The sequence below is a fragment of the Bacillus taeanensis genome, assembly GCF_003318295.1.
In the GTDB taxonomy this organism is placed as follows: domain Bacteria; phylum Bacillota; class Bacilli; order Bacillales; family UBA6769; genus Maribacillus; species Maribacillus taeanensis.
The window spans coordinates 15368-38786 of sequence record NZ_QOCW01000036.1 but is presented as its reverse complement, the minus strand read 5'-3'; the positions used below and the strand labels follow the sequence as shown (position 1 = coordinate 38786).

Below are 23419 nucleotides of genomic sequence, written 5' to 3'. Positions count from 1 at the left end.
GGTACTTAAATTTTATCAGAAGATGTCCTTTTTATTATGAAAAAAATAAAAGCATGTGAAATTTTACTGAGCGTAAAATTTCACATGCTTTTTAGGTTTTCAGACTAGGGTTTTGTCCCAGCCTCTTCCAAAAGTTTTTTCAGAAGCCTCAGCTCTATTTATTCTTTACTATCGCTATTAATAGTCTTTCCTTCATTAACAAGCTGCACCCAATTCCCGCCAAGATCGCTTGTTTTATAAACATCTTTTTTAAATGTTACAATCACAAATTCGACACTGTTTTGCGGATTTACCGCGATATACTGAACCGCATCTTCTTCCATTGGCGAAATGCTTATATCTTCGCTTTCACTTGTATTGTTTTCTTTGTTAAAACGAAGAAGTACTGCTTGACCTTGCTGAACTGCGCCTATTAACAGCTTTTCATTATGATCAAAAGCGAGTGACGTTACTTGAAAGTCCCCCATCTTTTTCTCAAATGTTTGTCCATAATCTCCTGAAAGATAAACACCATCTTCTGTTCCTACTGCAATCACCGCTTCATCATCCGGATGAACAGCTACTGCAGTAGGAGTGGCATTTAGTCCGTTCATTTCACTTCTAGTCCATGTTTTCGCTTCATCAGTTGTATAATATAAACCTGCTTCATCCATTTTAGAGTTTGGCTCCGGGTTAAACACATAAATCGCGTGGGAACGATATCCTGCCGCCATACCGTGAAAATCAACTTCTCCTAATAAATCTAATGTTTCAATGCTTTTACCGCCATCTGTACTTTTAATCACCCCAAAAGGGTTTGGCATATCTGAACCTGGCGCCGGGTGACCGCTGCTGTAAAATCCGTCATCAACCATTGAAAAGCCCATATAATCATGCTTTTCCCCTTCAGGAATACTCCATTCGCCATCTTTATAAACACGCAAGCCGTCATGGGCAGGAATATAAACTGCTGATCCATCGTTTGTAATTCCTACACCATGCATATGTTCAAATGTAACACCCGCACTTGTGCTTGTTTCACTATCGCTGCTTATTAATGACCATACGCCGCTCCCTACTGCAATAAGAAGTGTTAAAGTCCAACCCCACCTTAATATTTTTGAAATATCCTCAAACTGTTTTCGTTTATTGCGCTGTTCCTGTTTTTTTACATTTAACTTTTGTGCTTTATTTTTCACAACAAAATAAGCGATAAGAAATAGGACAAATAAAATACTAGAGCCTACAGCCATTGTATTTCCTATTAACACTTCTCTTTGATACTCTGCTTCCGTTCCATGCGCAAGCACTTCTACTGGCATAAATAAAACTGCTGCGCTTAATAAAAATAATAATTTCTTTAATATCCTCATTTTTTGCTTGTTCCTTTCTTTCGTAAAATAAAATATATCAATCCAGCAATAAACACTGGTATCCCCATAAAACTGCAAATTTGAAGGAACATTTTTATATAGGAGCTGATCGAATTTCCATCTAAAAGCGATACCCCTGAAACGGTTAAACAGGATAACCCCATAAAAACAAGTATGCCGGCAGCCAACCAATCCATAAATCTCATTGTATTTCACCCTTTATAACCGGAAGCAAAATCTCAAAACGAGTTCCTTTTCCTACTTTACTCGTTACCCTAATTTCCCCTTTTTGAAGCTCTACCAGCTTTTTCACAATCGCAAGGCCAAGGCCCGACCCGCCATGATTTCGAGAGCGAGATTTTTCAACGCGGTGAAACCGTTCAAATATTTGAGAAAGTTCCTCTTCGGGTATTCCAATTCCTGTATCCTCAACTATAATAGCAGCTGTATCGTTTGCTTTCATAGAGATACGCAATCTAATAAACCCTTGTTCTGTATAATGAATGGAATTTTCTAACAAATTGATAAAAACTTGCTCAATCCTTAAACCATCTCCATAAACAGACGGTAGATCGTCTTCTGCTTCAAGATAAAGAGAAAGATTTTTTTGTGTCGCCTTTAAAACAATCTTCGAAACAACATTTTCTGCGGCTTCCACAATATTAACCTCTTCAAAGTTCAATTCAAAACGTCCTTCTTCCATTTTAGCCAGATTAAATAAATCATTAATAAGCTGTATTAAACGCTTTGATTCTTGTTGAATAATCGTTACATACTGCTGTTTCTCTTCTTCTGATTGATACAACCCTTCTTTTAACAGATTCGCATAGCCATCAAGATATGTAATCGGCGTTCTTAATTCATGTGATATATTCGCAAAAAACTCCTGCCGGTTATCACGATAACGTTTTAACTCAACCGATAAATCATTAATGGCACTAGCGAGAAAACCAATTTCATCATTCGATTGAATATTTACTTTTGTATCGAGTTCTCCTTTAGAAATTTTTCGGGTAGCATTCTCCATTTTCACTAATGGTTGAGAAAGCTTCCAGGAAACAATAAACGTAAATCCAACCGCAAGAAAAAAAGCTCCTATCCCGGATAAAATAAGCAGCTGCCGAATTTTATAAATGGACTGATCAATTTCAGCAACAGAAGATAAGACGAAAACCCCACCTTCAAAAGATATGTTAGAAAAAACAGCTTTTCCTGATACGACAAAGCGCTGATGAGATACAGGGTCTTCATATTCTTCTGTCAGTGAATGATTCAGCGCTAATGCTTCTACTGTTTCTTGATCAATGCTTGTTCCCTTTGGCAGTCCGGGTATACCGGAATTCGCCAAAATTTCTCCGTTTTTGTTAATAATATATAACTCTGTATGAGTAAGGTTTGCCAACTGCTCAAACATTGTAAGGATTTCTTCGTCTTCAACTGAATGAATATAATTAGCGTATCTTGTGGAAAGGTGGCCAATTTCTGACTTTGCTTGCGTATAATAAAAGCCTGTAAAAATTTGATCAATGACAAATCCTAAAGGCAGCAGGACAACGAGAAAGAGCATAAGGATACTGCCGCCTAACTTTATCTCTATTCGATTCCAACTCATGAGTGATCATCCGTAAATTGAAATTTATAACCAACGCCCCACACCGTCTTAATTGAGTTAAATGATAATCCCGCTTTACGCAATTTTTCGCGAATATTTTTTACATGCGTATCAACTGTGCGCTCATCACGATAGCTGTCATATTCCCATACTTGACTTAACAGCATATCTCGTGAATACACTCTTTTTGCATTTACAGCTAGTAAGTAAAGAAGATCATACTCTTTTGGTGTAAATTCTATCAGCTGATTTTTCACATATACTTGTTTTCCTTTGTTATCAATCGACAAATCTTTAAAAACGAGCAGTTCTGAATGGTTCTCCTCCTCTATAGAAGTATACATTCTTCTAAGCAGGGCATGAGCGCGGGCGATTAATTCCTCAGGAGCAAATGGTTTAGTTAAATAATCATCTGCACCAATATTCAAACCGTGTACTCTATCTTTAATATCTGTACGAGCTGTTAACATTAAGATTGGCGTATTCCCTATTTTTCGAACTTTCCTGCACACTTCCCAACCGTCCATATCAGGCATCATAATATCTAAAATAATAAGATCAACATGCTGCTTATTAGTAATCTCAAGTGCTTCTATTCCACTTTTTGCTTCTAGTACATTAAATTGATTGTTCACAAGATAGACGCGTATTAAGTTACGCATATTCCATTCATCATCAACAATTAATACAATTGCTTTATCCACTAAAATCCCTCATTCATTTTAATTAACCGCATTAGTTATTATATTGCATAAATTTGTAGAATTTGTGAAGAAACACTATTCTTTTTCATTATTTACTTTAGAATACTATACATACTAGGTCATTCTATAATAAACGATCATGTTTGCTTCTTTTTTTTCAACAATTCTTAATCTTTTATTTTTAACCTCTTTTTCAACCGATTTGACATATACGTAATGAGAATACGGCTCATTTGCGAAGAAACGGTTTGAACAGGAAGATTAGTGTTGATTATGAAAGCGTTCTTAACTTTAGATTTAAACTCCTTATACCGCCTACGCTGCTTTGTGGTTTCTTCGAATGAGACTTCCTGTTTTCTTTCTTGAATAAGTTCTGTTGGCGCGTCAAAGATAAAAAAAAGATTAGGCTTTGGAAATAGATGAACGATTAACTTTATAATAAATTTCGGGATTTTAATTCGAAACCTCCGCGGATCAATTTGGATATCATGATAAGAGCGGTCCATGAGAATGACAGCTGATCGCAGCTTTTTCGGGTTTGTTATAAAAAGCCATCCAAACCAATACAAAAGAACATAACTAAGCAGTTTGATAAATGAAAATAGAAAGCTATATGCTGGTTTTCGGTGAAGAGAAGGTTGTTTATTTAAGGTGTTGTCACGGTATAATTTTGGAGGAAGACTGCGCAGGTGATATTTTCGCACATTTAAGATAACTTTTATTTCTTTTTCAAATCCTTTTATGGCCGTGCTTTTCCCGCTTCCGTCCGGTCCTAGACAAATTACTTCTATTCCCGGCTTTCGAATTACTCGTTTCCAGCCTTTAATTAAAAACATCTTATAACGGTCATAGAAGGTAGAAAATTTTTTTGTTCCTTCAAAAAGGAGCGCCTTTTTAAGAATCTTTAAACGAGACACTAGCTCATCATAATCACCTTCTTTTATACTCTTCTGAATTCTTTCAACATCCTCTTGATTAAAATAAGCAAACAGCAGTGCAAAACATCCGCTTCGATCCTGGCTGTATAAATTGGCTAAATCATTAAACTCTGTTAATGATAATCTTTCACGCAATACCTTTTTTAAAAAACCATAAAGAAATTCTACTTTTATACTTGGAATTAATATCCCGTCATATTGTCTTGTATTTTTTAAAAATAAACTTCCATCAATGACTTTTTTCCCTTCATAATAATAATGCTGAAATAAATCTACATAAACGGTATCTAATTTGCCATTAATAACCGCTGCAAAAGTACAAAAATAGTTTTTTCCTTCATAACATTGAACAAGTTTCCATGAGCAGTTAAAAGTTGAAAAGTATTGCGCTAAATAGCGGATCACTTTAAGAGGCTTTTCAGAAATAACGATATCAATATCTGATGTAACATGTGCAGGCAATTTATGATAGCTGCTTGGAATGCACCAACTATAATTACTGCTGTTTAATACGGAAATGAGCGTCTTAATAAAATCCGTCTTATTCACTTTATGATCGCTCCTTTCTACTTCAGCAGTGGAACATTTCCTTCTTCTTTTAATGCGTTCTGTTACCTAACAATGAATTCTTCATGCTAATTCACTATATTCATTTATACGTATAAATATAATCCTTCAAAAGTGGAAGGGGTGTTAAAGTGGCAGTTGAATATATAAGTAAATAATTATATAATGATTTAGTGATTATATAGGGGGGGGTTAAGTTGGAAAAAGCGGCGTTAGAGTTAGACAAAGCGGCAATGGTTTTAAAACTGTTAGGAGATAAAACACGTTTAACAATAATTGCATTATTAGAAAAGAACGATTGCTGCGTGTGTGAGTTTGTTGAAATTTTTAAGATGAGTCAGCCTGCTATCAGTCAGCACCTCCGCAAATTAAAAGATGCCGGATTAGTAGAGGAAACTCGTAAAGGTCAGTGGATGTTTTATTCGATTAATAGAAAAAGTGTTTTTTATCCGTTTCTTAAAGAGATATTAGCACATCTTCCTAATCAACAAGATAAATTAAAAAAGCTTGATGAAGCAGGACTTAGAATTACATGTAAATGACGTTAGCAAGTAGGAGTTTTTAAGATGAAAAAGAAATTAATTGCCGAATTTTTAGGAACATACTTTTTAATTTTTGCCGGCACTGGTGCAGTTGTTATTAATGAACTAACCGGAAGCTTAACACATGTTGGCATTGCCTTAACGTTTGGTCTTGTTGTAATGGCGCTTATTTATACGTTTGGTCATATCTCAGGCGCTCACTTTAATCCCGCTGTAACGATTGGCTTTTTTGTAAATGGCGATATACAAAAAAGGGATGCCGTCTATTACGTTATCATTCAAACATTAGCTGGCATTACGGCAAGTTTAACAATGATCGGATTGTTCGGAAATATCGCTAATTTAGGGGCAACACTGCCGCGCGATACGTGGCAGCAATCATTTATTTTAGAATTTATTTTAACGTTTTTTTTAATGTTTATTATTTTTGGTTCTGCGATTCACGGAAAAGCTGTGAAATCATTTGCCGGTATTGCGATTGGGGCAACAGTTGGACTCGAAGCGATGTTTGCAGGACCAATTTGCGGCGCCTCAATGAACCCCGCAAGATCAATTGGTCCGGCCCTTGTATCAGGCAGCCTACAGCATTTATGGATCTACATTGCTGCAACCATTTTAGGAGCAGTTTGTGCAGCAGTACTATATAAAATCATTCATGAATAATAAAGGAGATCAAAACAATGTCTAAAAAAACAATCTACTTTTTATGTACAGGAAATTCATGCCGCAGCCAAATGGCAGAAGGCTGGGCAAAAAAATATCTTAGCGATAAATGGAATGTATTTAGTGCAGGACTTGAAGCACACGGTTTAAATCCAAATGCTGTTAAAGCGATGAAAGAAGTCGATATTGACATTACAAATCAAACTTCTGATGTCATTAATCCAGAAATTTTAAACAGCGCTGATTTAGTTGTTACATTATGCGGACATGCAGCCGATCACTGTCCTGTTACACCTCCGCATGTAAAACGCGTTCACTGGGGATTTGATGATCCTGCTAAAGCAGAAGGAACAGAAGAAGAAAAATGGGCATTTTTCCAACGCGTTCGTGATGAAATTAGTGCACGCATCCAAAAGTTTTCGGAAACAGGAGAATAATCATAAGGAAGAGCTTAGCTGATTGTTGAATTCTAACAACCGGCTAAGCTCTTCTTTTTTTTAATTTAAAAGCGCTGCTCAATATGTATCCTTCCTCTTATTCCTTTATAACGGGAATGGTTTTTCTAATTTATTATAAAAGAAGTAGTACAGCTTATTGGTTAACTCCGTTGATTTATTTTTTCTGCAATGTAATGAATAATGTTTTATGCACATATAATGCTTTATCCTAAAATAGAACACAAGGTGATTAAATGAGGAAAAAAGTTATCATCTTTGGTGGCGGGGTTGCTGGTATGAGTGCGGCGCATGAATTAATTGAACGGGGATTCGATGTTTGTGTATACGAGCTCCAGTCCACCCCTGGCGGAAAGGCACGATCAATAAAAGTTCCAAATTCGGGGATTGATGGAAAGAAAGAACTACCCGGCGAACATGGTTTTCGCTTTTTTCCAAGGTTTTATAAGCATATTATCGATACGATGAAACGAATTCCTTATGAAGGTAAAAGGAGTGTCTATGATAATCTGGTTGAAGCTGAGAACATGGGAGTTGCACGTTTTGACAAGTCGCTCGAGTCTTTCCCATTGGGATTCCCTAAATCAATAAGGGATTTTAAATCAAAAATAAGAATCTTGTTCGATAAAAGTTGGGGGCTTTCCGAAAGTGAAATTGATTTTTTTGTCGAGCGGTTGTGGCAAGTAATGACCAGCTGTAAGGAGAGAAGAATGGAAGAATATGAACGAATCAGCTGGTGGGAGTACCTAGAAGGGGATATTCAATCAGAAGCGTTTCAAAATATGTTTACAGGTATAACAAGATCATTAGTAGCAGCAAAAGCCAGAGAAGCAAGCATGAAAACGATTGGAACAATGCTTTCACAGATCATTCTTGATTGTATTTTACCCGGTCCTTCTAATGATCGTCTATTGAATGGACCAACGAATGACGTTTGGATTGATCCATGGTTGAAATACCTACGAAACAGAGGAATTCAATATTTTACAAATGCTAAAATTGTAAGCATCCAATGTGAAAAAGGCATGGTTACTGATGCAATAATTTACCGTAATGGAAAAAATATTTCCGTGAAAGGAGATTATTATCTTTCCGCTATGCCTGTAGAAGCCATGGAGAAATTGATTACAAAAGAAATGATTCATGCTGATCCATCATTAAAGGGGATGAAACAATTAAGTAAAAGTGTAGATTGGATGAACGGCATTCAATTCTTTTTAAGGCGTGATATCCCTATCGTACATGGACATATTATATTTTTGGATGCTCCATGGGCATTAACTGCTGTTTCCCAACCGCAATTTTGGCCGGATATCGATTTACGGAAATATGGGGACGGAACTGTAAAAGGAATTCTCTCCATTGATATATCAGAATGGAATATGCCTGGAATTTTATATGGTAAAAAAGCTTCGGATTGTACAAAAGAAGAGATTAAAGATGAAGTATGGGCACAGCTTAAAAAAGGTTTGAATAACGATCGTGTTATCCTCCAAGATGAAGATATTCATTCCTGGTTTTTAGACCCTGATATTGTTTTAAATAACTCTAAAATGAGTAACTTAGAACCTTTGTTAGTAAACAAAATCAATACTTGGAATTTAAGGCCGTACGCTTATACGCGTATTCCAAATCTTTTCTTAGCATCAGATTACGTTCGTACAAATACGGACCTGGCCACAATGGAAGCCGCAAACGAGGCTGCCCGCCGTGCTGTGAACAATATTCTTGATATATCTAAATCGAAGGCACAGAAATGTAAAATATGGGATATGTTTGATTATGAATTACTTACTCCATGGCACATTCATGATTATGATCGTTATCAGAAAGGTCTTCCATGGAATGGGAAGTGTTCTATAAATAGAAGAATCATTTCCTTCATTCGTTATATTGTAAAATATTTTTTAAATAAATAACTGTTCCAAGGGAGCACTTGCCCTTTTGGATAGTCTTTTATCCAATCGTTTTCATTTATTGATTGAAGCAGAAAATCTTCCTCACTCTTTACTTCAGGTGTTTCTTCATTTGCTGCTGCATTTTACATGTATTTGTTCAATAATAAGACCCAGATGAAACTGGGTCTTTATTTTATTTACTTCTCATCTGATTAATATTTAAACGCAGCTGCTCCAACAATGATTAATAGAATAAACAGAACAACAATCAATGCGAAGCCGCCAGCATAACCGTAGCCGTAACTCATGAAATTCCCCTCCTTTCATAATCGGTGTTAGCTATTGTTATTAATAGCCGTAACCGCCGAAGCCGGGACCATAGCCGCCGTAACCACCACATTTACCATACTTACCATATCCGCCTACTGCTGCCGCTCCAACAATAATAAGAAGGATAAACAGCACTACAATTAGAGCAAATCCACTACCATAATTGTTTACAGGTTTTTCGCCCATTGTTTTCCCTCCTTCCGTATAGAAGTTACTACTAACGTATGTATGTTAAGAAAAGAATGAAAGGGCGAATGTTCCATAATCATGAAATTCTTATTTTGAACACTAATACGCTCTTCATCATATAAATAAGATAAAAACAGTGGAAGTAAATGAAAAAGGTGAGAAATTTGCCGATACTAGCTACAAATAGATGGCTTCATAAGTTTATAAAAACATGTAACAAAAACTCGTTTATCTCCCCCTATTCCATTCAGCTTCAAACACTATGTGTGCCGTTAAAGCGTTATTTTCCAACATATACTTCACAGGAAGTACACGCTCATTTATTAAAAAACGGTTTATTCAACCCTGAAAACTGGATGGATATTCAATCCGTCGTAAAGGAAATGGAAAAGAAAAACATATGGGGGTTTGTTAACAAACAATATCAGCTGTTAAAAAAGGAGTGGAATGGACCCGAAGCTTCTATTTTTATTTTTCCAATCAAACAAAATCATTCTTTTCTAAATGAAAAGAGAAACAACCGAAATGGAATGGCTTTTCGAGGAAAAATGTTTTTATTTGTCTCTCCCGATGTGCGTCTAGAAGAATTGAAAGCACTATTAGCTCACGAATATAACCATATTTGCCGCCTGCATTTGTTGAATAGAGATGATCAAAAAACGCCTTTAAAAGATTCCCTTATTATTGAAGGACTTGGAGAATATGCCGTTAAATCGTTATACGGCAAGCGGTTACTAGGAAGAGCAGCACGTCTATATACGTTAGACGAAGCATTAGAACTATGGAACGATCAGTTTATTTCTAATTTAAATTTACTAGGAAAAGAAAAACATAACCCTTTTTTATACGGTGATCGAGACCGCTTCTTACCACCATGGATTGGCTATTATATCGGCTATCAGATTGTAAATACGTTTCAAAAAAAGAACGGTCCTTATCCTATGAATGAGCTCCTGTTAAAAAGTGCGGATGAACTCATTCAAGGCTCTAAATTTGCACTCAAAAAAAAAGAAAAAGACTAACTCCACACTTTTGAGCCACCCCCTTTCCATCCATTAACATGAACAACTTCCATACGCTATCTAAAAAAACAAGTAAACAGCTTTTGAAAGTTCATATAATGATAAAGCAGTGCCGCATCTCTACCTTTTTTAGTATATGGATTAACTTTAGGCGCAAGGCAGTGAATAAGCTCAAGATCACATTCACACGATGGACCATACCAGCTGTAACATTCGTCATGTGCTTTACAGCAAGCATCTACATCATTAACTGGCGCTCCCGGTCCACTGCAGCCTGGCCCGCACCATTTATACCCTGGCAAAACGCAAAAACCAGGCAGAAATCTCTCTTGTCTTCTTTCTTCTCTCCACATTGAAAAATCCTCCTATTTTTCATATTTTATGAACAATAAGAGAATAGCGTATGTTTTAATACCTATTTTGAATGTAATAAAGGGGAGCATTCCATTTATAAGAACTGATCGCTGTTATTCTTTTGTTTATACTGCTTACTAATTTCTTCATCATTTCTTTATTCATAGGACCCACAATTTTTTCCTGAATAACCCCATTGGAATCAACCATATAAGTGGTCGGAATTGTCACTACCCGATAAATGCTTCTTGTACTGCTGTTTTCATCTATTAAAAATAACGGCCCTACAGCCCATAACCTGCTAAAAGGCGTAATTGCAGCAGCGGCAAAAATAAACGTATAAACGGTAACTGTTAACGAGTCATATTTCTTAAGAGTAAATTTCCCAAAAATACTGTATAGAGCATAAAAAAATCCTATTGTAGAAGAATTGTTTTCTTTCTACAATAGGATTTTTTACTTTTTAAAACACCTATACATTATTTAACTTTAGTTAGATCTATTCATCAATTTGCTATTCTCTTTTTTCTTAGCTTAATCATGTCAGCAATTCCGCTTAAATAAGCAAGGACCATTTCCTTATCAACTTGATTACCTAATGCATCGATTTTGTTAATTAACTCCTGCTGCTCTTCTATCTTATCCAATTCCCAAACAAGCTTTTCAATTGTAATCACATCTTTGCTTACCTTTAAGTACACTTTGTCAGCAGTCGTAATTTGATATTCATTAAAAAATTCCATTAGCATGTAACATCAATTCCTTATATGTTGTTAATAAATTAGAAAAAATCCTTGCTAGAAGTTACCCCTATTATATCCAAATCACTTCCAAAAACCTCTTTATTAATCAACTCTTTATCTATTTGTAAACGAATTGTTATATAGACTTAATATTAGAAATATCTCCTCAGTCTTTTGTTTTTAAAAGTATTTTTTATACCATAGGATAAAAGTAAAGGTTAATATTTCCAATAATGTATGGTAAAATAAATACGATTTAATAAGAAGAGGTGAATTTAGATGAGTAAAGTTGAGCAGAGCAAAAAGTTAGAGTTAGAACGAATTATTTTTATTGGAAGAACGTACGAGGAGTATATGGACATGTTTTCTCTTTCAAAGAAAGACATATCCGGAAAGAAAATACTCGATTGTCCTGCTGGAGCGTGTTCATTTACAGCATTAGCTAACAGGTTAGGAGCAGATGTTACCGCCTGTGATATTGCTTATTACTACACAGGAGTGGATCTTAAAAACAAAGGATTGCAGGACATTAAACATGCAATGACTTCTATGGAAAAAGTGAAAGAAAATTTTGTTTGGGATTATTTTAAAAATATAGAAGAACTGAAAACTCATCGCTTAAGCGCATTAAACGAATGTGCAAATGATATGACAGAACACAGCGAGCGCTATATTCCAGTTACACTGCCGGCGCTGCCTTTTGAAAATGAGGAATTTGATATCATCCTTTCTGCACATTTTCTCTTTATGTATGCCGATCGACTAGATTACAAGTTTCATTTGCAAACAATCGATGAATTACTGCGGATTTCAAAAGACGAAATTCGTATTTTTCCGTTAGTTGATTTAGAGGGAAAACGCTATAAACATTTGGACAAAATAATAAATTATCTGAAAGAGAAAAACTGTACGGTTGAAGAAAGGAAGGCCGCTTACGAATTTCAGAAAAACGCAAACTCGCTTCTAAAAATCACTAAAAGATAATAAAAGGACAGCTCCTCATGCTGTCCTTTTTTCTAGATAAAAAACTATACCGTTTTAGTTAGTATGGTTTACCTCATTGAAGATTTTAAGCATTCTTTTTCTTTTAACGAACAAAAGAATAAGCAGCACAATTTCAGTTATCACTAATAAAGCTGTGCCTAAAAATAAGCCACCGAGGAACAAAAATTCATTCACGCCTAAGGAGTAGAAAAACCATCCTATCAGTGCTAGCATCCCGAGCGCGATATTAATTGTAACCGCAATAAAGACTTGTGTAAAAAACAGACCAGTCTTCTTGATCATAAACGTGCCGTACTTGTAACTAACAAAAAAGGAAACGATTATAAAAATAGCATAAGCTCCAATTGCTAAATCTCTTTCACTCATCTCATTCACTCCTTTAAAGAGCTTATAATCCGTGAAGTTTTTTCGAATCTTCATATGTTTTACTTATATTCTACCACAATCATATCCAATATTTTAAAGGTGCCATTTCAAATACACGCTAGTTTTGAAACAATCAAAAAGAAAAAACCACGCTTAAAAACAGCATGGTTTCCAGAAAGGCTCTATTTTATAAGGTGGTAGAGAGAGAATGACTATCTCTATTAGTAGATTACCACTAAATGTTGAACTGGATAGAAAATATGGGATATTTTTGACATTTTGTTATCGTTTTATAAAATTAGTTCTCTTTCTTTTCCTCTTTCTCTGGCTGCAGCTTTGAGACGGGCGTTCCCTCAGGTTCTGTTCCTTTAACAAACAACTCCATCGCAACTCTTGCATTTGATGCAGCGGAATTAGTGTAACGGCCTGTGCTTCGATCAACTGGAAGTTCAACAACAGAATGAGGCTGTACAAATTCTTCTATCGGTGCATTCTCTCTTTGTGACATATATATCATTAGCTTTTTAAAAATCAGTTTTGATACATCATCATCTTCTTCGTGAATGTACGTTTCTTCTGTTGTTTTGTCATATCCGCTCCATACAGCTGCCGTATAACGCGGCGTGTATCCTACAAACCATGCATCTGAAGTTCCTTCCCCTTGAATATGAGCTGGTAAATTTGTTGTACCAGTTTTTCCAGCAAGGGGTAAACCTAATATATTTGCTTCTTGACCTGTTCCTTGCTTTACTACATCCTTTAACATATCGGTTACCATATATGCAGTAGAATCCTGCATTGCTTGAACAGACTTTGCAGTAAAATCTACTTCTCTTCCATCTGCAAAAACGATCTTCTGTACAGCATGAGGCTGATGATATATTCCGTTATTGGCAAAAGCCGCATAGGCACCTGCAAGCTGAAGCGGTGACACTCCATGCTTAAATCCTCCAATTGCATAAGACGGAAAAAGATCATCAAGAGAGATCCCAAGATTCCCTGCAAATTCTTTCGCTTTTTCTTCTCCTATTTCTTGATATGCCTTTACAGCAGGAATGTTATATGACCATGTTAATGCTTCTCTCATAGAAATCTCGCCATGATACTGCCCATCCCAATTTTGAATATTTTTACCGTCTATTTCAAGAGGTTCATCTTTAAATCTTTTAAAAGTTGACCATTGATTATATTCAATCCCAGGTCCATAATCAAGGATTGGCTTAATTGTTGAACCCGGCTGACGCGAAATATTAACAGCATAATTTACACCTTCTCCTTCATTTTCAAGGTTGCGGTTGGCAACTGCTTCTATATTTCCTGTCTTTGTATTTAAAAGAATGACACCTGAACGAAGCTTCTCATCCATACCAGCAATAAAGCTCTCGCTGGAAAGCATATACTCCAAATACTTTTGCGCATCACTATTTAAAGAAGTATAAACTTTCAAGCTCCCATTATAGATAACAGATTTCTCAATTCCTTTTTCACTTAGTTCCTGAACAACCCTCTTCATAAAAGCAGGATATAGCCCTTTTTCCCTTTCGCGGTCTCCAAGCATCTCTTCAATTCGAACGGTCCTTGCTGCTTGTTCTTCTTCTTTTGTAATATGATGATGCTCTCTCATCAATCTAAGCACTGTATTGCGGCGTTCTTTTGCAGCTTCCGGATATTCGTACGGATTATATCCGCTCGGTCGCTGCGGCAGTCCGGCGAGAAGAGCAATTTCAGAAACTGTAAGCTCATCAAGTGTTTTATTAAAATAAACGTCAGCTGCCGTGCCTACTCCATAAGCTCTTTCACCGAAATAAATAGTATTTAAATACATTTCTAAAATTTGTTGTTTAGAGTAACTTCGTTCAATCTGCATCGCTAAAAATACTTCCTGCACTTTACGTTTTAGTGATTTTTCAGAGCTTAAAAATGAATTTTTGACAAGCTGCTGGGTAATTGTGCTTGCCCCTTCTGCCCCAAACCCATTTTTAAAGTTTGCAATAACCGCTCCTACAATACGTTTTACATCAATTCCTAAATGTGTATAAAATCGTTCATCTTCTGTATTAATAAACGCAGCCTGCACGCTTTTTGGAATATCGTCTATTTTTACATATTGTCTATTTATACCCTCTGTTAAATAACCAACTCCATTGCCGTTTTGATCATAAACAATAGAAGAGTTTTTTTGGTGAAGAAGCTTTGGATCAAATTTAGGGGCATCATGAATAAATGCAAATATTGTAATTGCTCCTGCAAGTACAATAACTAGAAATAAAATAAAACTTATTCCAACACTTAACCTAAAAAGCTTCTTTATTTTCTCTTTTTTATCATTTTCTCTTACATTTTCCGATTGAGAAGATTGCTTAGAAGTCATGATTGAAATATCCTTCCTATATTCATTTTGAAAGATTATTAAAATGATAAGTCAAAAAAATTCTCATACAAAAAAGGATTAGATTTTTTAACCTAATCCTCATTTATCACCAGCATTTTAATTAACTAAAAGCTATTGTAATCTAATTATATACAAATTTTCATTTTCGACAACAACCATTTTCAGTTAAAAGTGTGCATCTTCTTTTGCCAGCAGTAGATTACTAAGTTCATCACCCGCCTGTTTGTTAGTAAAAAGGGTGTATTTCCCAGCTGACTGCTTAATTCCTCCAGCTTCCGTAATTAACAGCTGTCCAGCCGCAATGTCATACCAGTTAGGATTAAGATAAATCGCAGCATCTAATCTTCCGGCCGCTATATAGGCTAACGTAACAGCAGCTGTGCCAATCATACGAATTCGATAGACGTCATTCACAATTGTTTCTAAAATACTTAAACGCTCCCGATTGCTTTCTTTATTTCCATCTTTCGCAAAATCACCAAATGAAACAAATAATTGCGAAAGATCAACGTTTCTTACTTTGATTGGAGTACCATTTAAAAAAGTTCCTTCACCTTTTGCAGCCCAAAAAGTTTCTCCTAAAGCGGGCAAACAAATCGCAGCAGCAATAGGTTCTTTATGATGGGTAAGGGCAATAGACACACCATAAAGTGGTAAGCCGACACTATAATTGACTGTCCCATCGATTGGATCAATGACCCATTCAAAGTCCCCTGTTCCCTCAATGCTGCCGATTTCTTCACTAAAAATGTGGTGATCAGGATAAGCTTCTTTAATGGAGCTAATGATAAAATCTTCTACTTTTAAATCCATTTCTGTTACAAAATCTCTGGACGCTTTTAATGTTTGATTCCCCGCTTGTCCAGCATGCGGAAGCATCATTTTTCCTGCGTTCTCCGCAAGCTCAACAGCAAATGATAAATACTGTTTATACATATTGTATCCTTCTCCCATCACTTTATCTTAATAATTTTTCTAAGAATTCTAGCTTCTGTGCGGCATTATCTTCAGTAATAATATCAACACCGCTATCGATATTTTTCTCAACCTTTTTTCCATTTAAAACTTTCAATGCCGTTTCAACACCTATATATCCCATATCATAAGGATTTTGCGCAACTGTCCCTGTTAAAGTCCCCTCTTTAATTAATTCAATCATCTCTATAATTCCATCTGCTCCTATAACCGGCATGTGATACCCTTGCTCCTTTATGGCTTCTAAAGCACTTACTGCCATTATATCAGTTGTAGCAAATACACCTTTAACATTAGGATTAGTTTGCAATATTTCTCTCATTTCTTTTTTAACAGGTAAAGGTTCATTTGGCAGCTTTAATTTCTCTGTTGCAATTTTAATTCCTGCCCCTTCTAAACTCGCTTTCGCTCCAGCGACTCGCTCTTTTATAGGAGAAACGCTTATATCACCGGCAATAATAGCCACTTCATCTCCTGGCTGCAGCTCTGAAGCTAATAATGCACCTGCTTTTCTTCCTAAGTTAAGGTTGTCTGTGCCAATATAAGCTGTTTTACCTTCCCAAGGATCATTCGTATCTAAAAGCAGTACTGGAATATCCTTTTTAACAAACTCTTTTAACATAGGAATAACCGTAGAACCTATTGGAGAAATAATTAATAGGTCTGGATTTTCTTTTAATATTTTTGGCAGTAACTCTTCTTGAGTCTCTTCTTCAGATTGATAAGAAGGGGCGACAATTTTCCCATCTATATTAAAATCTCGAAACCCTTTTTCCGCTCCACCTTTTACAATTTCCCAATATTGAGTATCTAGATCTTTTAAAACAACGACTACTTTAGGTTTTTCATTTCCTGATACTTTTAATACAAAACCTATTAAAATAGCAGAAAAAGTAAAGATCATCACAAGAAGTAATAACCGCTTTTTCAACATTCTATTCCCCTCGCGTTTCTATATCACTTTTACCTGCAGCATTTTTATTACATATATTGAGGTTGACTTATTAGTTTTAACCTATGTTTTTAAATCAACCTCTCTCCTATCTAACCTTTCCAACTAAAAACCTTACTCGTCCATTATAAAAGATTACATTTAAATAGCAATACTATCAGCTGCAACAAAGCCCTATTTTTGTACCTCTGGCTCCTGGTATTCTTCACCAAATGTTTCAACGGTTACAGTTTTCATGATTTGATCTTCAAGCGGCTTGTCTTGGTCATTTCTCTCTACATTTACAATTGCTTTAACCGTCTCGATTCCTTCAATTACTTTTCCAAAGGCGGCATATTGTCCATCTAGATGGGGGGCATTTTCAACCATAATAAAAAATTGCGACCCTGCAGAATCTGGAGAATTTGAGCGAGCCATTGAAATAACGCCTTCTTCATGATTTAATTCATTTTCAAACCCATTTGCCTCAAATTCCCCTTTAATTGAATAACCAGGTCCACCCATCCCCGCTCCATCAGGGTCACCGCCTTGAATCATAAAGCCTGGAATAACGCGATGAAAAATCAGTCCATCATAAAAGCCTTGATTTGCTAACGATATAAAGTTAAGCACTGTATTCGGAGCGATATTTGGATAAAGTTCGATTTTGATTTCTTTGTCATTCTCCATAACAATGGTAGCAATCGGATTATTATCTACTTCTATTCTCTCGGCATGATTTATCTCTGTCACTTCTGCCTCTTGATTATTACTTTGCCCACATCCCGCAATCACTACAAAGCTTACAATAACAAAAACAGAAAAGAGATAAGATGTCACCTTATTAGATAAAATTGTTTTTTTCATCTTAAGTAGACTCCTTTTATTTTTTATCTATTATATCCTATCTTTAAAAAAGACCTTCCTATAGAAATAAATATTTAGGAACTTTACTTTACTTTTCTTTCCATTCTAATTCCTCCGAGTAAAATGTATAGTTGTTTTTACCGCTTCTTTTAGTAAAATACATCGCTTTATCCGCTTTATTAATTAAATCTTCATTATTTCCATTATTAGGATATAAACTTATTCCAATACTGGGGGTTACTAATATGTCTTTAGTATTAATCTCAATTGACGAAATATTTTCAATAATACGTTGTGCTGTTAATGAAGCTTTATGTTGATCACTATCTCTTAATATAACAATAAATTCATCCCCCGCGAACCTCCCCACAATATCACGTTCATCTATACTATTTTTTAGACTTTTAGCTACTTCCTTTAACAGCGAATCTCCATAAAAATGGCCCCATCTATCATTTACTTCCTTAAAACCATCTAAATCTATAAACATGAGAGCTAAATATTCACCATTATATTTTGCATGTTCTAATGATTCCCTTAAATAGTGATAGATTTTTTTGCGGTTTGGAAGGTCTGTTAACGTATCATATAAAGCGAGGTATTCTAATTTTTCATGCATTTTTTCTCCTCTCGCAATGATAACTAAAAAACCAACACTTATTAAAACCATGCCAACCGCAAACATTCCATTTTCAAAAACCAGTTCAACCATGTGAGGAATGGCTAGAACTTCTCCTTCATCAAGAACATCTATAAATGAACCGATTAAGAGAAAAACCCATCCGGCAATTAAGGTTCGTTCACTTTTAAAGTTAATTGTTAATAGTAAACAAAATAAAACCCCAAAAAAAGTAATCCCTTCTATATAAATCGGGAAAAGATGTTGATAAGTAACGTCCATCCCAGCTTTATATATAGCTAAAATAGTTAACACAAACGTAAAAAATAGAAAAAGAACAATTATAAGGCTGTTTTTCCACTTCATTTTATCACCTTTACATTTCTATAGCGTGCGTTTTTTAATGTTTTCTATTTTTACAAAATCTTTATTAATTATAGCAAAATACATTAGGTATACAATAAATAATATTATTACAGAATAAATACTTGCTTCTATCGTTTTATAACGTTTATGATTAAATTAATTTAGATTGAAACATACACGTATTTGAGTAATGGAGGAATTAAACGATGGAAATACCTAAGTATCCAATTGGTTTTGAAGAATGTAACCGAAGCAAGCGAGTGTCGGAAGAAGAATTAGATCAAAGAATAAATGTAGAAATCCAAAATATGATTGAATTTATGGTTAAAAATAACACAGTCAATCATTCAAAAGCATTTGAAGATGTGCTTATTATTATTGATCGAATTTATGAAGATGAGCAGTATTATTTTGAGGTTTCTGTGGCAAAGCAGCACAGCAGAGGCATTGTGCAATATAATTAACAAACATAAGTAAGAGGTTGACTCGCTTGAATCAACCTCTTCTTTCTTACTTTACTGCAGCTTCATTTCGCAATTCTACGCGGCGAATTTTCCCAGAGTCTGTTTTTGGCAGGGAGTCTACAAACTCTATAATTCTTGGATATTTATAGGGAGCTGTTAATTTCTTTACAAATTGCTGAAGCTCTTTGACTAACGCTTCGCTTCCTTCAGTACCGTCTTTTAAAATAATGACTGCTTTTACAACATTTCCTCTTACAGCATCAGGACTTGCGACAACCGCACATTCTTTTACGGCCGCATGCTTCATTAACGCATCTTCTACTTCAAAAGGACCTATTGTATATCCTGAACTAATAATTACATCATCACTTCTACCTTGAAACCAAAAATAGTTATCTTCATCTTTTGAAGCACGATCACCTGTTAAGAAATAATCCCCTTGAAATGATTTAACTGTCCGATCTTTATCTTTATAATATCGGTTAAACAGCGCCGGAAGATCTTTATGTATGGCAATATTACCAACCTCACCAACTGAAACAGGCTTTCCTTCATCGTCAACTATTTCAATGAAATCTTCTAAAATTGGTTTCCCCATTGAACCGACTTTACTTTCCATTCCTTTTAATGTGCCAATTAATAACGTGCTTTCTGTTTGTCCATAGCCATCACGAATTTGCACATTGAAATACTGCTTAAATACATCAATCACTTCTCCATTTAACGCTTCACCAGCTGAAACAGCGCTATGTAAATTTGAGAGAGCAAATTTATGTAAACCATCCATCTTTGCCATCATTCGATATTCCGTCGGTGTGCAGCAAAGAACATTCATTTGATGCTTCTCTAGCATTGTTAAATACTTATGAGGCTGGAATTTGCCGCTGTATACAAAACCTGTCGCACCTGTACCAAGAATTGAAAGAAAAGGACTCCATACCCATTTTTGCCAACCAGGTGCTGCTGTTGCCCATACCGTATCACTTTTACCAATATTTAACCATTGCTCTGATGCAATTCGTAAATGTGCATATCCCCACCCATGACTATGGACAACTCCTTTCGGCTGTCCTGTTGTCCCTGACGTATAAGGAAGAAACGCAATATCCTCTTTACTCGTTTCAACGGTATGAAATTCTTCTGCTTCCAATTCGGCAATCTTTTCCATCTGAAGCCATTCGCTTACTTCGCCTCCGAAAGCAATTTTATACCGTAAATGCGGAAGTTCTTCTTTTATATGATGAAACTCTTCACAAAACTCGTAATAAGAAATAACAGCTGCGGCTTCCGCATGCTGCAGGCGATACGCAATATCTTTCGCGCGAAGCAGCTCTGAAGCTGGAATAATCACAATCCCGGCTTTTAAACACGCTAAATAAATCACATAAGACTCAATAAGCCGAGGCGTCATAATGAGTACTTTATCCCCTTTTTTCATTCCTAACTTTGTTAAACCATTTGCAAGTTTATTCGCTTCTTTTATTAATTCGGCATAAGTTATTTCATTATATAACCCATCTTCATTTTCCCACTTTAATGCAAGCTTATTAGAAAAATGCTTATCAATCTCATCTGCAATATTATAATTTTCTGGTGCACGAAATGTATTTAAATCTACCATACTTCTCCCTCACTTTTACGCTAGTTATAAATTTTCAATGTCTACTATTATAAACGTATGTTTCTAGAATTCATAAGATTTTGCATGCTTTCAAATGAAATCTCTCATACTATTTTTCCTGTGTCTTAGTTATAATAGGAATATCAATCAATAAGTTTATTTTTATATGTGAGCGAAGTGAATAGAATGAATGATATCAATTATCTGCTGCTGCAAATTTTAATTGTGATTTTACCCATTTTTATTTATCAAACATTATTTGGTGAGAAGCTAGTTTTTCAACATAAGAAAAAAGTAAAGATTTATGAATTTGCCTTTTTAGTAACAACGCTTTTGTCTTCTATGTCTTTTCCTAATTTTTTAACAACTGAATATCGGTTTGATCTTAGACTTATCCCGATTACACAGGGCTTTTTATACGGGGGGCCTACGGCAGGGTGGCTGCTTACAGCAATCTCACTTCTTTACCGCATTTTTTTAGGTGGATTTTCCGGTCTTCATCATTATTTAATCGTATTAGTATTGTATATTCCAATCGTACTACTTGTAAGTAAATTCTATAAAAAAGCAAATCGAAAAAAGCGAACTTCAGGTTTTATTTTATTGTCTCTTTATCCTTTTATTTGTTCCTCAATTGCTTTAGCTATTTTAGGTAACCTTACATTTTTAATAAACTCGTTCAATAGTCAGCTTCTTATTCATATAACTGTTATTTTAACAGCCAGCTGGCTCACCGTTTCTTTACTTGAAGAGATTCGCGAAAACGCAAAAATGAGGCTCGAACTGCAGCATGCGGAAAAAATGAATATGCTTCGTGATTTAACGAGTGTGTTTGCCCATGAAATTAGAAATCCAATGCAGGTAACACGAGGATTTTTGCAAGTTTTAAATACACCGGATTTGTCCCAAGAAAAAAAGAATTACATCCAAATATCTCTTGATGAGTTAGATAGCGCAAATGAAATTATTAATGAGTTTTTATCGCTGGCAAAGCCTGGAGATGGTAAAACGCAAATAGTAGAAATCGGAAGTCAGCTAACCCGTGTTCTAAATATTTTGCAGGGATACGCCTCAAACAACAATGTGCAATTTCAAACAAACTTCTCTGAGAATTGTTCGGTAATCGTAAATCCGCAAAAGCTTAATCAATGTCTCATTAATATGATTAAAAATGCGATTGAAGCAATGCCAAATGGCGGTGTTGTAACGATTTCCTGTTATCAAGATCATAAACACATAGTAATTGAAATTGAAGATCAAGGAATCGGAATGACAAAAGAGCAGCTCAACCGACTCGGAACCCCTTTTTATTCGTTAAAAGAAAAAGGAACAGGAATCGGATTGATGGTAAGCTATCAAATCATTCATTCCTGCCAAGGGAAAATAAAAGTAACAAGCGAAAAAGATGTTGGCACAAAATTTTCAATTTTATTACCTGCTTATTGATTTTAATTTAACTTAGGACTTCGTAAAGAGGCGTAAAGGATGCTTCGTTCCTTCACGCCTCTTTATATTGTCATTCTAAAGATTCCCTTCTACCAAAGAAACAGTGCCGCAATAGTCGATAATATTAACCCAATTATAACCGGGAAAAAGTTTTTACGCACGAGTTCCATCACGGGCACACCGCAAAAACCAGCAACTGCTACAAGCGAAGACCATGCGATTAACGTTCCACCGCCGGTCCAAATTGATCCCATCTGCCCGATTGCCGCAAGTGTTGACGGATCGATATTGTTAGAAGCAAGCGCCCCTGATAAAGCCCCTGTTAACGGAAGTCCGGAAAATCCTGATCCATCTAATCCCGTAATCATCCCAATAATTAAAATACCAAACGCGGATAATACCATATTTTGTGGAAGAATGGTTTGCGACGCTTGAACAAGATCAAATAAAAACGCTGGACTCGTTTTGTCACCAAGCGATAAAATACTTCCAGAAAAATCAGCACTTCCAAGAAAGAAAAATCCTGCGATCGGAATAACAGGTCCCATTGCTTTAAAGGCGAATACAAAGCCGTTGGTTATATGGTCGCTAATTCGGTCCAGTGCTTTACTTTTTCCAGATGTGAGTGTGGAAAATGAGAGAAGTAATACAGCAACACCGCCGATAAATGCGGCGCCGTCTCCACCTTCAAATCCACCCATTCTTCCTCCGCTTACCTTCGTTGAAATCATATAAACCATGACAGCAAGCATTGAAAGCGGCACCAATACAGCAAACAGTTTGCCCCACAGTGGTTTAGAATCTTCTTTTGCTTCTCCCTCGCCATGCTGATCTGAATATCCTGGAATTTGTTTTAAATCTTCTTCAATAAGCGGGTCATTCGCTTTTCTAATTCCTTTTCGCATCGTTAAATACGCTAATAGAATAGCTGAAGCTCCTGTAATAAATGATGTCCTCCTTTTAAGAGCATCTCTCGAATGTACATTCATTTTATGTAC

General features: G+C 35.7%; 24 protein-coding genes and 1 pseudogene. 8 read left to right on the top strand and 17 right to left on the bottom strand.

Features of this window, described 5'->3' with window-relative positions; translation table 11 throughout:
- Positions 1–158: 158 nt before the first annotated feature.
- From DS031_RS22070 to DS031_RS22050, 5 genes are all read right to left on the bottom strand, one after another.
- Positions 159–1352 (bottom strand): F510_1955 family glycosylhydrolase, encoded by a 1194-nt coding sequence (locus DS031_RS22070; protein ID WP_113808334.1) that lies wholly within the window; start codon positions 1350–1352, stop codon positions 159–161.
- Positions 1349–1558 carry a hypothetical protein gene (locus DS031_RS22065; RefSeq protein WP_113808333.1) on the bottom strand — a complete coding sequence of 70 codons (210 nt, stop codon included), beginning with the start codon at positions 1556–1558 and terminating at the stop codon, positions 1349–1351. The genes DS031_RS22070 and DS031_RS22065 overlap by 4 nt, the downstream gene beginning before the upstream one ends.
- Positions 1555–2964, bottom strand: coding sequence for a sensor histidine kinase (locus DS031_RS22060; protein ID WP_113808332.1), 1410 nt, complete (start codon positions 2962–2964; stop codon positions 1555–1557). The genes DS031_RS22065 and DS031_RS22060 overlap by 4 nt, the downstream gene beginning before the upstream one ends.
- A complete protein-coding gene (locus DS031_RS22055) occupies positions 2961–3668 on the bottom strand; it encodes a response regulator transcription factor (RefSeq protein WP_113808331.1) in 708 nt (235 codons plus the stop codon). Before DS031_RS22055 ends, DS031_RS22060 begins: the two co-directional genes overlap by 4 nt.
- A 167-nt stretch (positions 3669–3835) precedes the next feature.
- Positions 3836–5155 carry a hypothetical protein gene (locus DS031_RS22050; protein ID WP_113808330.1) on the bottom strand — a complete coding sequence of 440 codons (1320 nt, stop codon included), beginning with the start codon at positions 5153–5155 and terminating at the stop codon, positions 3836–3838.
- A 215-nt stretch (positions 5156–5370) separates the two neighbouring features.
- On the opposite strand from DS031_RS22050, the gene DS031_RS22045 reads away from it, so the two are divergent.
- From DS031_RS22045 to DS031_RS22030, 4 genes are all read left to right on the top strand, one after another.
- Positions 5371–5715, top strand: coding sequence for an ArsR/SmtB family transcription factor (locus tag DS031_RS22045; RefSeq protein ID WP_113808329.1), 345 nt, complete (start codon positions 5371–5373; stop codon positions 5713–5715).
- A 24-nt stretch (positions 5716–5739) separates the two neighbouring features.
- Entirely contained in the window at positions 5740–6378 is a 639-nt protein-coding gene (locus DS031_RS22040; RefSeq protein ID WP_113808328.1) for an MIP/aquaporin family protein, read from the top strand.
- Positions 6379–6395: 17 nt separating this feature from the next.
- Complete coding sequence (gene arsC, locus DS031_RS22035) at positions 6396–6815, top strand: arsenate reductase (thioredoxin) (RefSeq protein WP_113808327.1); 420 nt, start codon at positions 6396–6398, stop codon at positions 6813–6815.
- 254 nt (positions 6816–7069) lie between these two features.
- Positions 7070–8752 (top strand): hydroxysqualene dehydroxylase, encoded by a 1683-nt coding sequence (locus DS031_RS22030; RefSeq protein WP_113808326.1) that lies wholly within the window; start codon positions 7070–7072, stop codon positions 8750–8752.
- Between the two features lie 191 nt (positions 8753–8943).
- On the opposite strand, the gene DS031_RS22025 is transcribed toward DS031_RS22030, so the two are convergent.
- Together DS031_RS22025 and DS031_RS24355 are read right to left on the bottom strand one after the other, a co-directional pair.
- Positions 8944–9039: a YjcZ family sporulation protein gene (locus DS031_RS22025; protein WP_113808325.1), complete on the bottom strand. Its 96-nt coding sequence runs from the start codon at positions 9037–9039 to the stop codon at positions 8944–8946.
- A 124-nt stretch (positions 9040–9163) separates the two neighbouring features.
- Positions 9164–9247, bottom strand: a pseudogene (locus DS031_RS24355) (YjcZ family sporulation protein); the annotation flags it as partial.
- Positions 9248–9414: 167 nt separating this feature from the next.
- On the opposite strand from DS031_RS24355, the gene DS031_RS22015 reads away from it, so the two are divergent.
- Positions 9415–10272 (top strand): DUF2268 domain-containing putative Zn-dependent protease, encoded by an 858-nt coding sequence (locus DS031_RS22015; protein WP_113808323.1) that lies wholly within the window; start codon positions 9415–9417, stop codon positions 10270–10272.
- A gap of 56 nt (positions 10273–10328) precedes the next feature.
- Here the strand turns inward: DS031_RS22015 and DS031_RS22010 are convergent, their stop codons facing one another.
- Positions 10329–10625, bottom strand: coding sequence for a phospholipase (locus DS031_RS22010; RefSeq protein ID WP_113808322.1), 297 nt, complete (start codon positions 10623–10625; stop codon positions 10329–10331).
- Positions 10626–11132: 507 nt separating this feature from the next.
- The gene (locus DS031_RS22000; protein WP_113808321.1) at positions 11133–11375 is read right to left on the bottom strand and encodes a hypothetical protein; all 243 of its coding nucleotides are present in this window, start codon (positions 11373–11375) and stop codon (positions 11133–11135) included.
- Positions 11376–11648: 273 nt separating this feature from the next.
- Here DS031_RS22000 and DS031_RS21995 point away from each other — a divergent pair, with 273 nt between their 5' ends.
- Positions 11649–12353: an SAM-dependent methyltransferase gene (locus tag DS031_RS21995; RefSeq protein WP_113808320.1), complete on the top strand. Its 705-nt coding sequence runs from the start codon at positions 11649–11651 to the stop codon at positions 12351–12353.
- A 54-nt stretch (positions 12354–12407) separates the two neighbouring features.
- Here DS031_RS21995 and DS031_RS21990 read toward each other — a convergent pair whose 3' ends face one another.
- From DS031_RS21990 to DS031_RS21965, 6 genes are all read right to left on the bottom strand, one after another.
- Positions 12408–12740 carry a hypothetical protein gene (locus DS031_RS21990; protein WP_113808319.1) on the bottom strand — a complete coding sequence of 111 codons (333 nt, stop codon included), beginning with the start codon at positions 12738–12740 and terminating at the stop codon, positions 12408–12410.
- Positions 12741–13038: 298 nt separating this feature from the next.
- Positions 13039–15111: a transglycosylase domain-containing protein gene (locus DS031_RS21985; protein WP_113808318.1), complete on the bottom strand. Its 2073-nt coding sequence runs from the start codon at positions 15109–15111 to the stop codon at positions 13039–13041.
- Positions 15112–15297: 186 nt separating this feature from the next.
- Complete coding sequence (locus DS031_RS21980) at positions 15298–16068, bottom strand: inositol monophosphatase family protein (protein ID WP_181833289.1); 771 nt, start codon at positions 16066–16068, stop codon at positions 15298–15300.
- 22 nt (positions 16069–16090) lie between these two features.
- Positions 16091–17038 carry a sugar ABC transporter substrate-binding protein gene (locus DS031_RS21975; RefSeq protein WP_181833288.1) on the bottom strand — a complete coding sequence of 316 codons (948 nt, stop codon included), beginning with the start codon at positions 17036–17038 and terminating at the stop codon, positions 16091–16093.
- A gap of 195 nt (positions 17039–17233) precedes the next feature.
- Positions 17234–17905: a peptidylprolyl isomerase gene (locus tag DS031_RS21970; protein WP_113808315.1), complete on the bottom strand. Its 672-nt coding sequence runs from the start codon at positions 17903–17905 to the stop codon at positions 17234–17236.
- A gap of 88 nt (positions 17906–17993) precedes the next feature.
- Positions 17994–18890, bottom strand: a complete 897-nt coding sequence (locus DS031_RS21965; RefSeq protein WP_113808314.1) for a GGDEF domain-containing protein — start codon at positions 18888–18890, stop codon at positions 17994–17996.
- 206 nt (positions 18891–19096) lie between these two features.
- Here DS031_RS21965 and DS031_RS21960 point away from each other — a divergent pair, with 206 nt between their 5' ends.
- Entirely contained in the window at positions 19097–19354 is a 258-nt protein-coding gene (locus DS031_RS21960; RefSeq protein WP_113808313.1) for a hypothetical protein, read from the top strand.
- Between the two features lie 46 nt (positions 19355–19400).
- Here DS031_RS21960 and mbcS read toward each other — a convergent pair whose 3' ends face one another.
- A complete protein-coding gene (gene mbcS, locus DS031_RS21955; protein ID WP_113808312.1) occupies positions 19401–20975 on the bottom strand; it encodes an acyl-CoA synthetase MbcS in 1575 nt (524 codons plus the stop codon).
- 186 nt (positions 20976–21161) lie between these two features.
- Between mbcS and DS031_RS21950 the strand changes: the two genes are divergently transcribed.
- Positions 21162–22421 (top strand): ATP-binding protein, encoded by a 1260-nt coding sequence (locus DS031_RS21950; RefSeq protein ID WP_113808311.1) that lies wholly within the window; start codon positions 21162–21164, stop codon positions 22419–22421.
- An 89-nt stretch (positions 22422–22510) separates the two neighbouring features.
- On the opposite strand, the gene DS031_RS21945 is transcribed toward DS031_RS21950, so the two are convergent.
- The gene (locus DS031_RS21945) at positions 22511–23410 is read right to left on the bottom strand and encodes a hypothetical protein (protein WP_113808310.1); all 900 of its coding nucleotides are present in this window, start codon (positions 23408–23410) and stop codon (positions 22511–22513) included.
- Between the last annotated feature and the right edge of the window lie 9 nt (positions 23411–23419).

Excerpts from the sequence above, each read along its gene's own strand:
- DS031_RS22040 (WP_113808328.1), top strand. The coding sequence starts at position 5,740 with ATGAAAAAGAAATTAATTGCCGAATTTTTAGGAACATACTTTTTAATT.
- DS031_RS21965 (WP_113808314.1), bottom strand. The coding sequence starts at position 18,890 with ATGAAGTGGAAAAACAGCCTTATAATTGTTCTTTTTCTATTTTTTACG.
- DS031_RS21960 (WP_113808313.1), top strand. The coding sequence starts at position 19,097 with ATGGAAATACCTAAGTATCCAATTGGTTTTGAAGAATGTAACCGAAGC.
- DS031_RS21995 (WP_113808320.1), top strand. The coding sequence starts at position 11,649 with ATGAGTAAAGTTGAGCAGAGCAAAAAGTTAGAGTTAGAACGAATTATT.
- mbcS (WP_113808312.1), bottom strand. The coding sequence starts at position 20,975 with ATGGTAGATTTAAATACATTTCGTGCACCAGAAAATTATAATATTGCA.
- DS031_RS22025 (WP_113808325.1), bottom strand. The coding sequence starts at position 9,039 with ATGAGTTACGGCTACGGTTATGCTGGCGGCTTCGCATTGATTGTTGTT.
- DS031_RS21970 (WP_113808315.1), bottom strand. The coding sequence starts at position 17,905 with ATGAAAAAAACAATTTTATCTAATAAGGTGACATCTTATCTCTTTTCT.
- DS031_RS22065 (WP_113808333.1), bottom strand. The coding sequence starts at position 1,558 with ATGAGATTTATGGATTGGTTGGCTGCCGGCATACTTGTTTTTATGGGG.
- DS031_RS21985 (WP_113808318.1), bottom strand. The coding sequence starts at position 15,111 with ATGACTTCTAAGCAATCTTCTCAATCGGAAAATGTAAGAGAAAATGAT.
- DS031_RS22060 (WP_113808332.1), bottom strand. The coding sequence starts at position 2,964 with ATGAGTTGGAATCGAATAGAGATAAAGTTAGGCGGCAGTATCCTTATG.
- DS031_RS21990 (WP_113808319.1), bottom strand. The coding sequence starts at position 12,740 with ATGAGTGAAAGAGATTTAGCAATTGGAGCTTATGCTATTTTTATAATC.
- DS031_RS22010 (WP_113808322.1), bottom strand. The coding sequence starts at position 10,625 with ATGTGGAGAGAAGAAAGAAGACAAGAGAGATTTCTGCCTGGTTTTTGC.
- DS031_RS21980 (WP_181833289.1), bottom strand. The coding sequence starts at position 16,068 with ATGTATAAACAGTATTTATCATTTGCTGTTGAGCTTGCGGAGAACGCA.
- DS031_RS21950 (WP_113808311.1), top strand. The coding sequence starts at position 21,162 with ATGAATGATATCAATTATCTGCTGCTGCAAATTTTAATTGTGATTTTA.
- DS031_RS22000 (WP_113808321.1), bottom strand. The coding sequence starts at position 11,375 with ATGCTAATGGAATTTTTTAATGAATATCAAATTACGACTGCTGACAAA.
- DS031_RS22030 (WP_113808326.1), top strand. The coding sequence starts at position 7,070 with ATGAGGAAAAAAGTTATCATCTTTGGTGGCGGGGTTGCTGGTATGAGT.
- arsC (WP_113808327.1), top strand. The coding sequence starts at position 6,396 with ATGTCTAAAAAAACAATCTACTTTTTATGTACAGGAAATTCATGCCGC.
- DS031_RS22070 (WP_113808334.1), bottom strand. The coding sequence starts at position 1,352 with ATGAGGATATTAAAGAAATTATTATTTTTATTAAGCGCAGCAGTTTTA.
- DS031_RS21945 (WP_113808310.1), bottom strand. The coding sequence starts at position 23,410 with ATGAATGTACATTCGAGAGATGCTCTTAAAAGGAGGACATCATTTATT.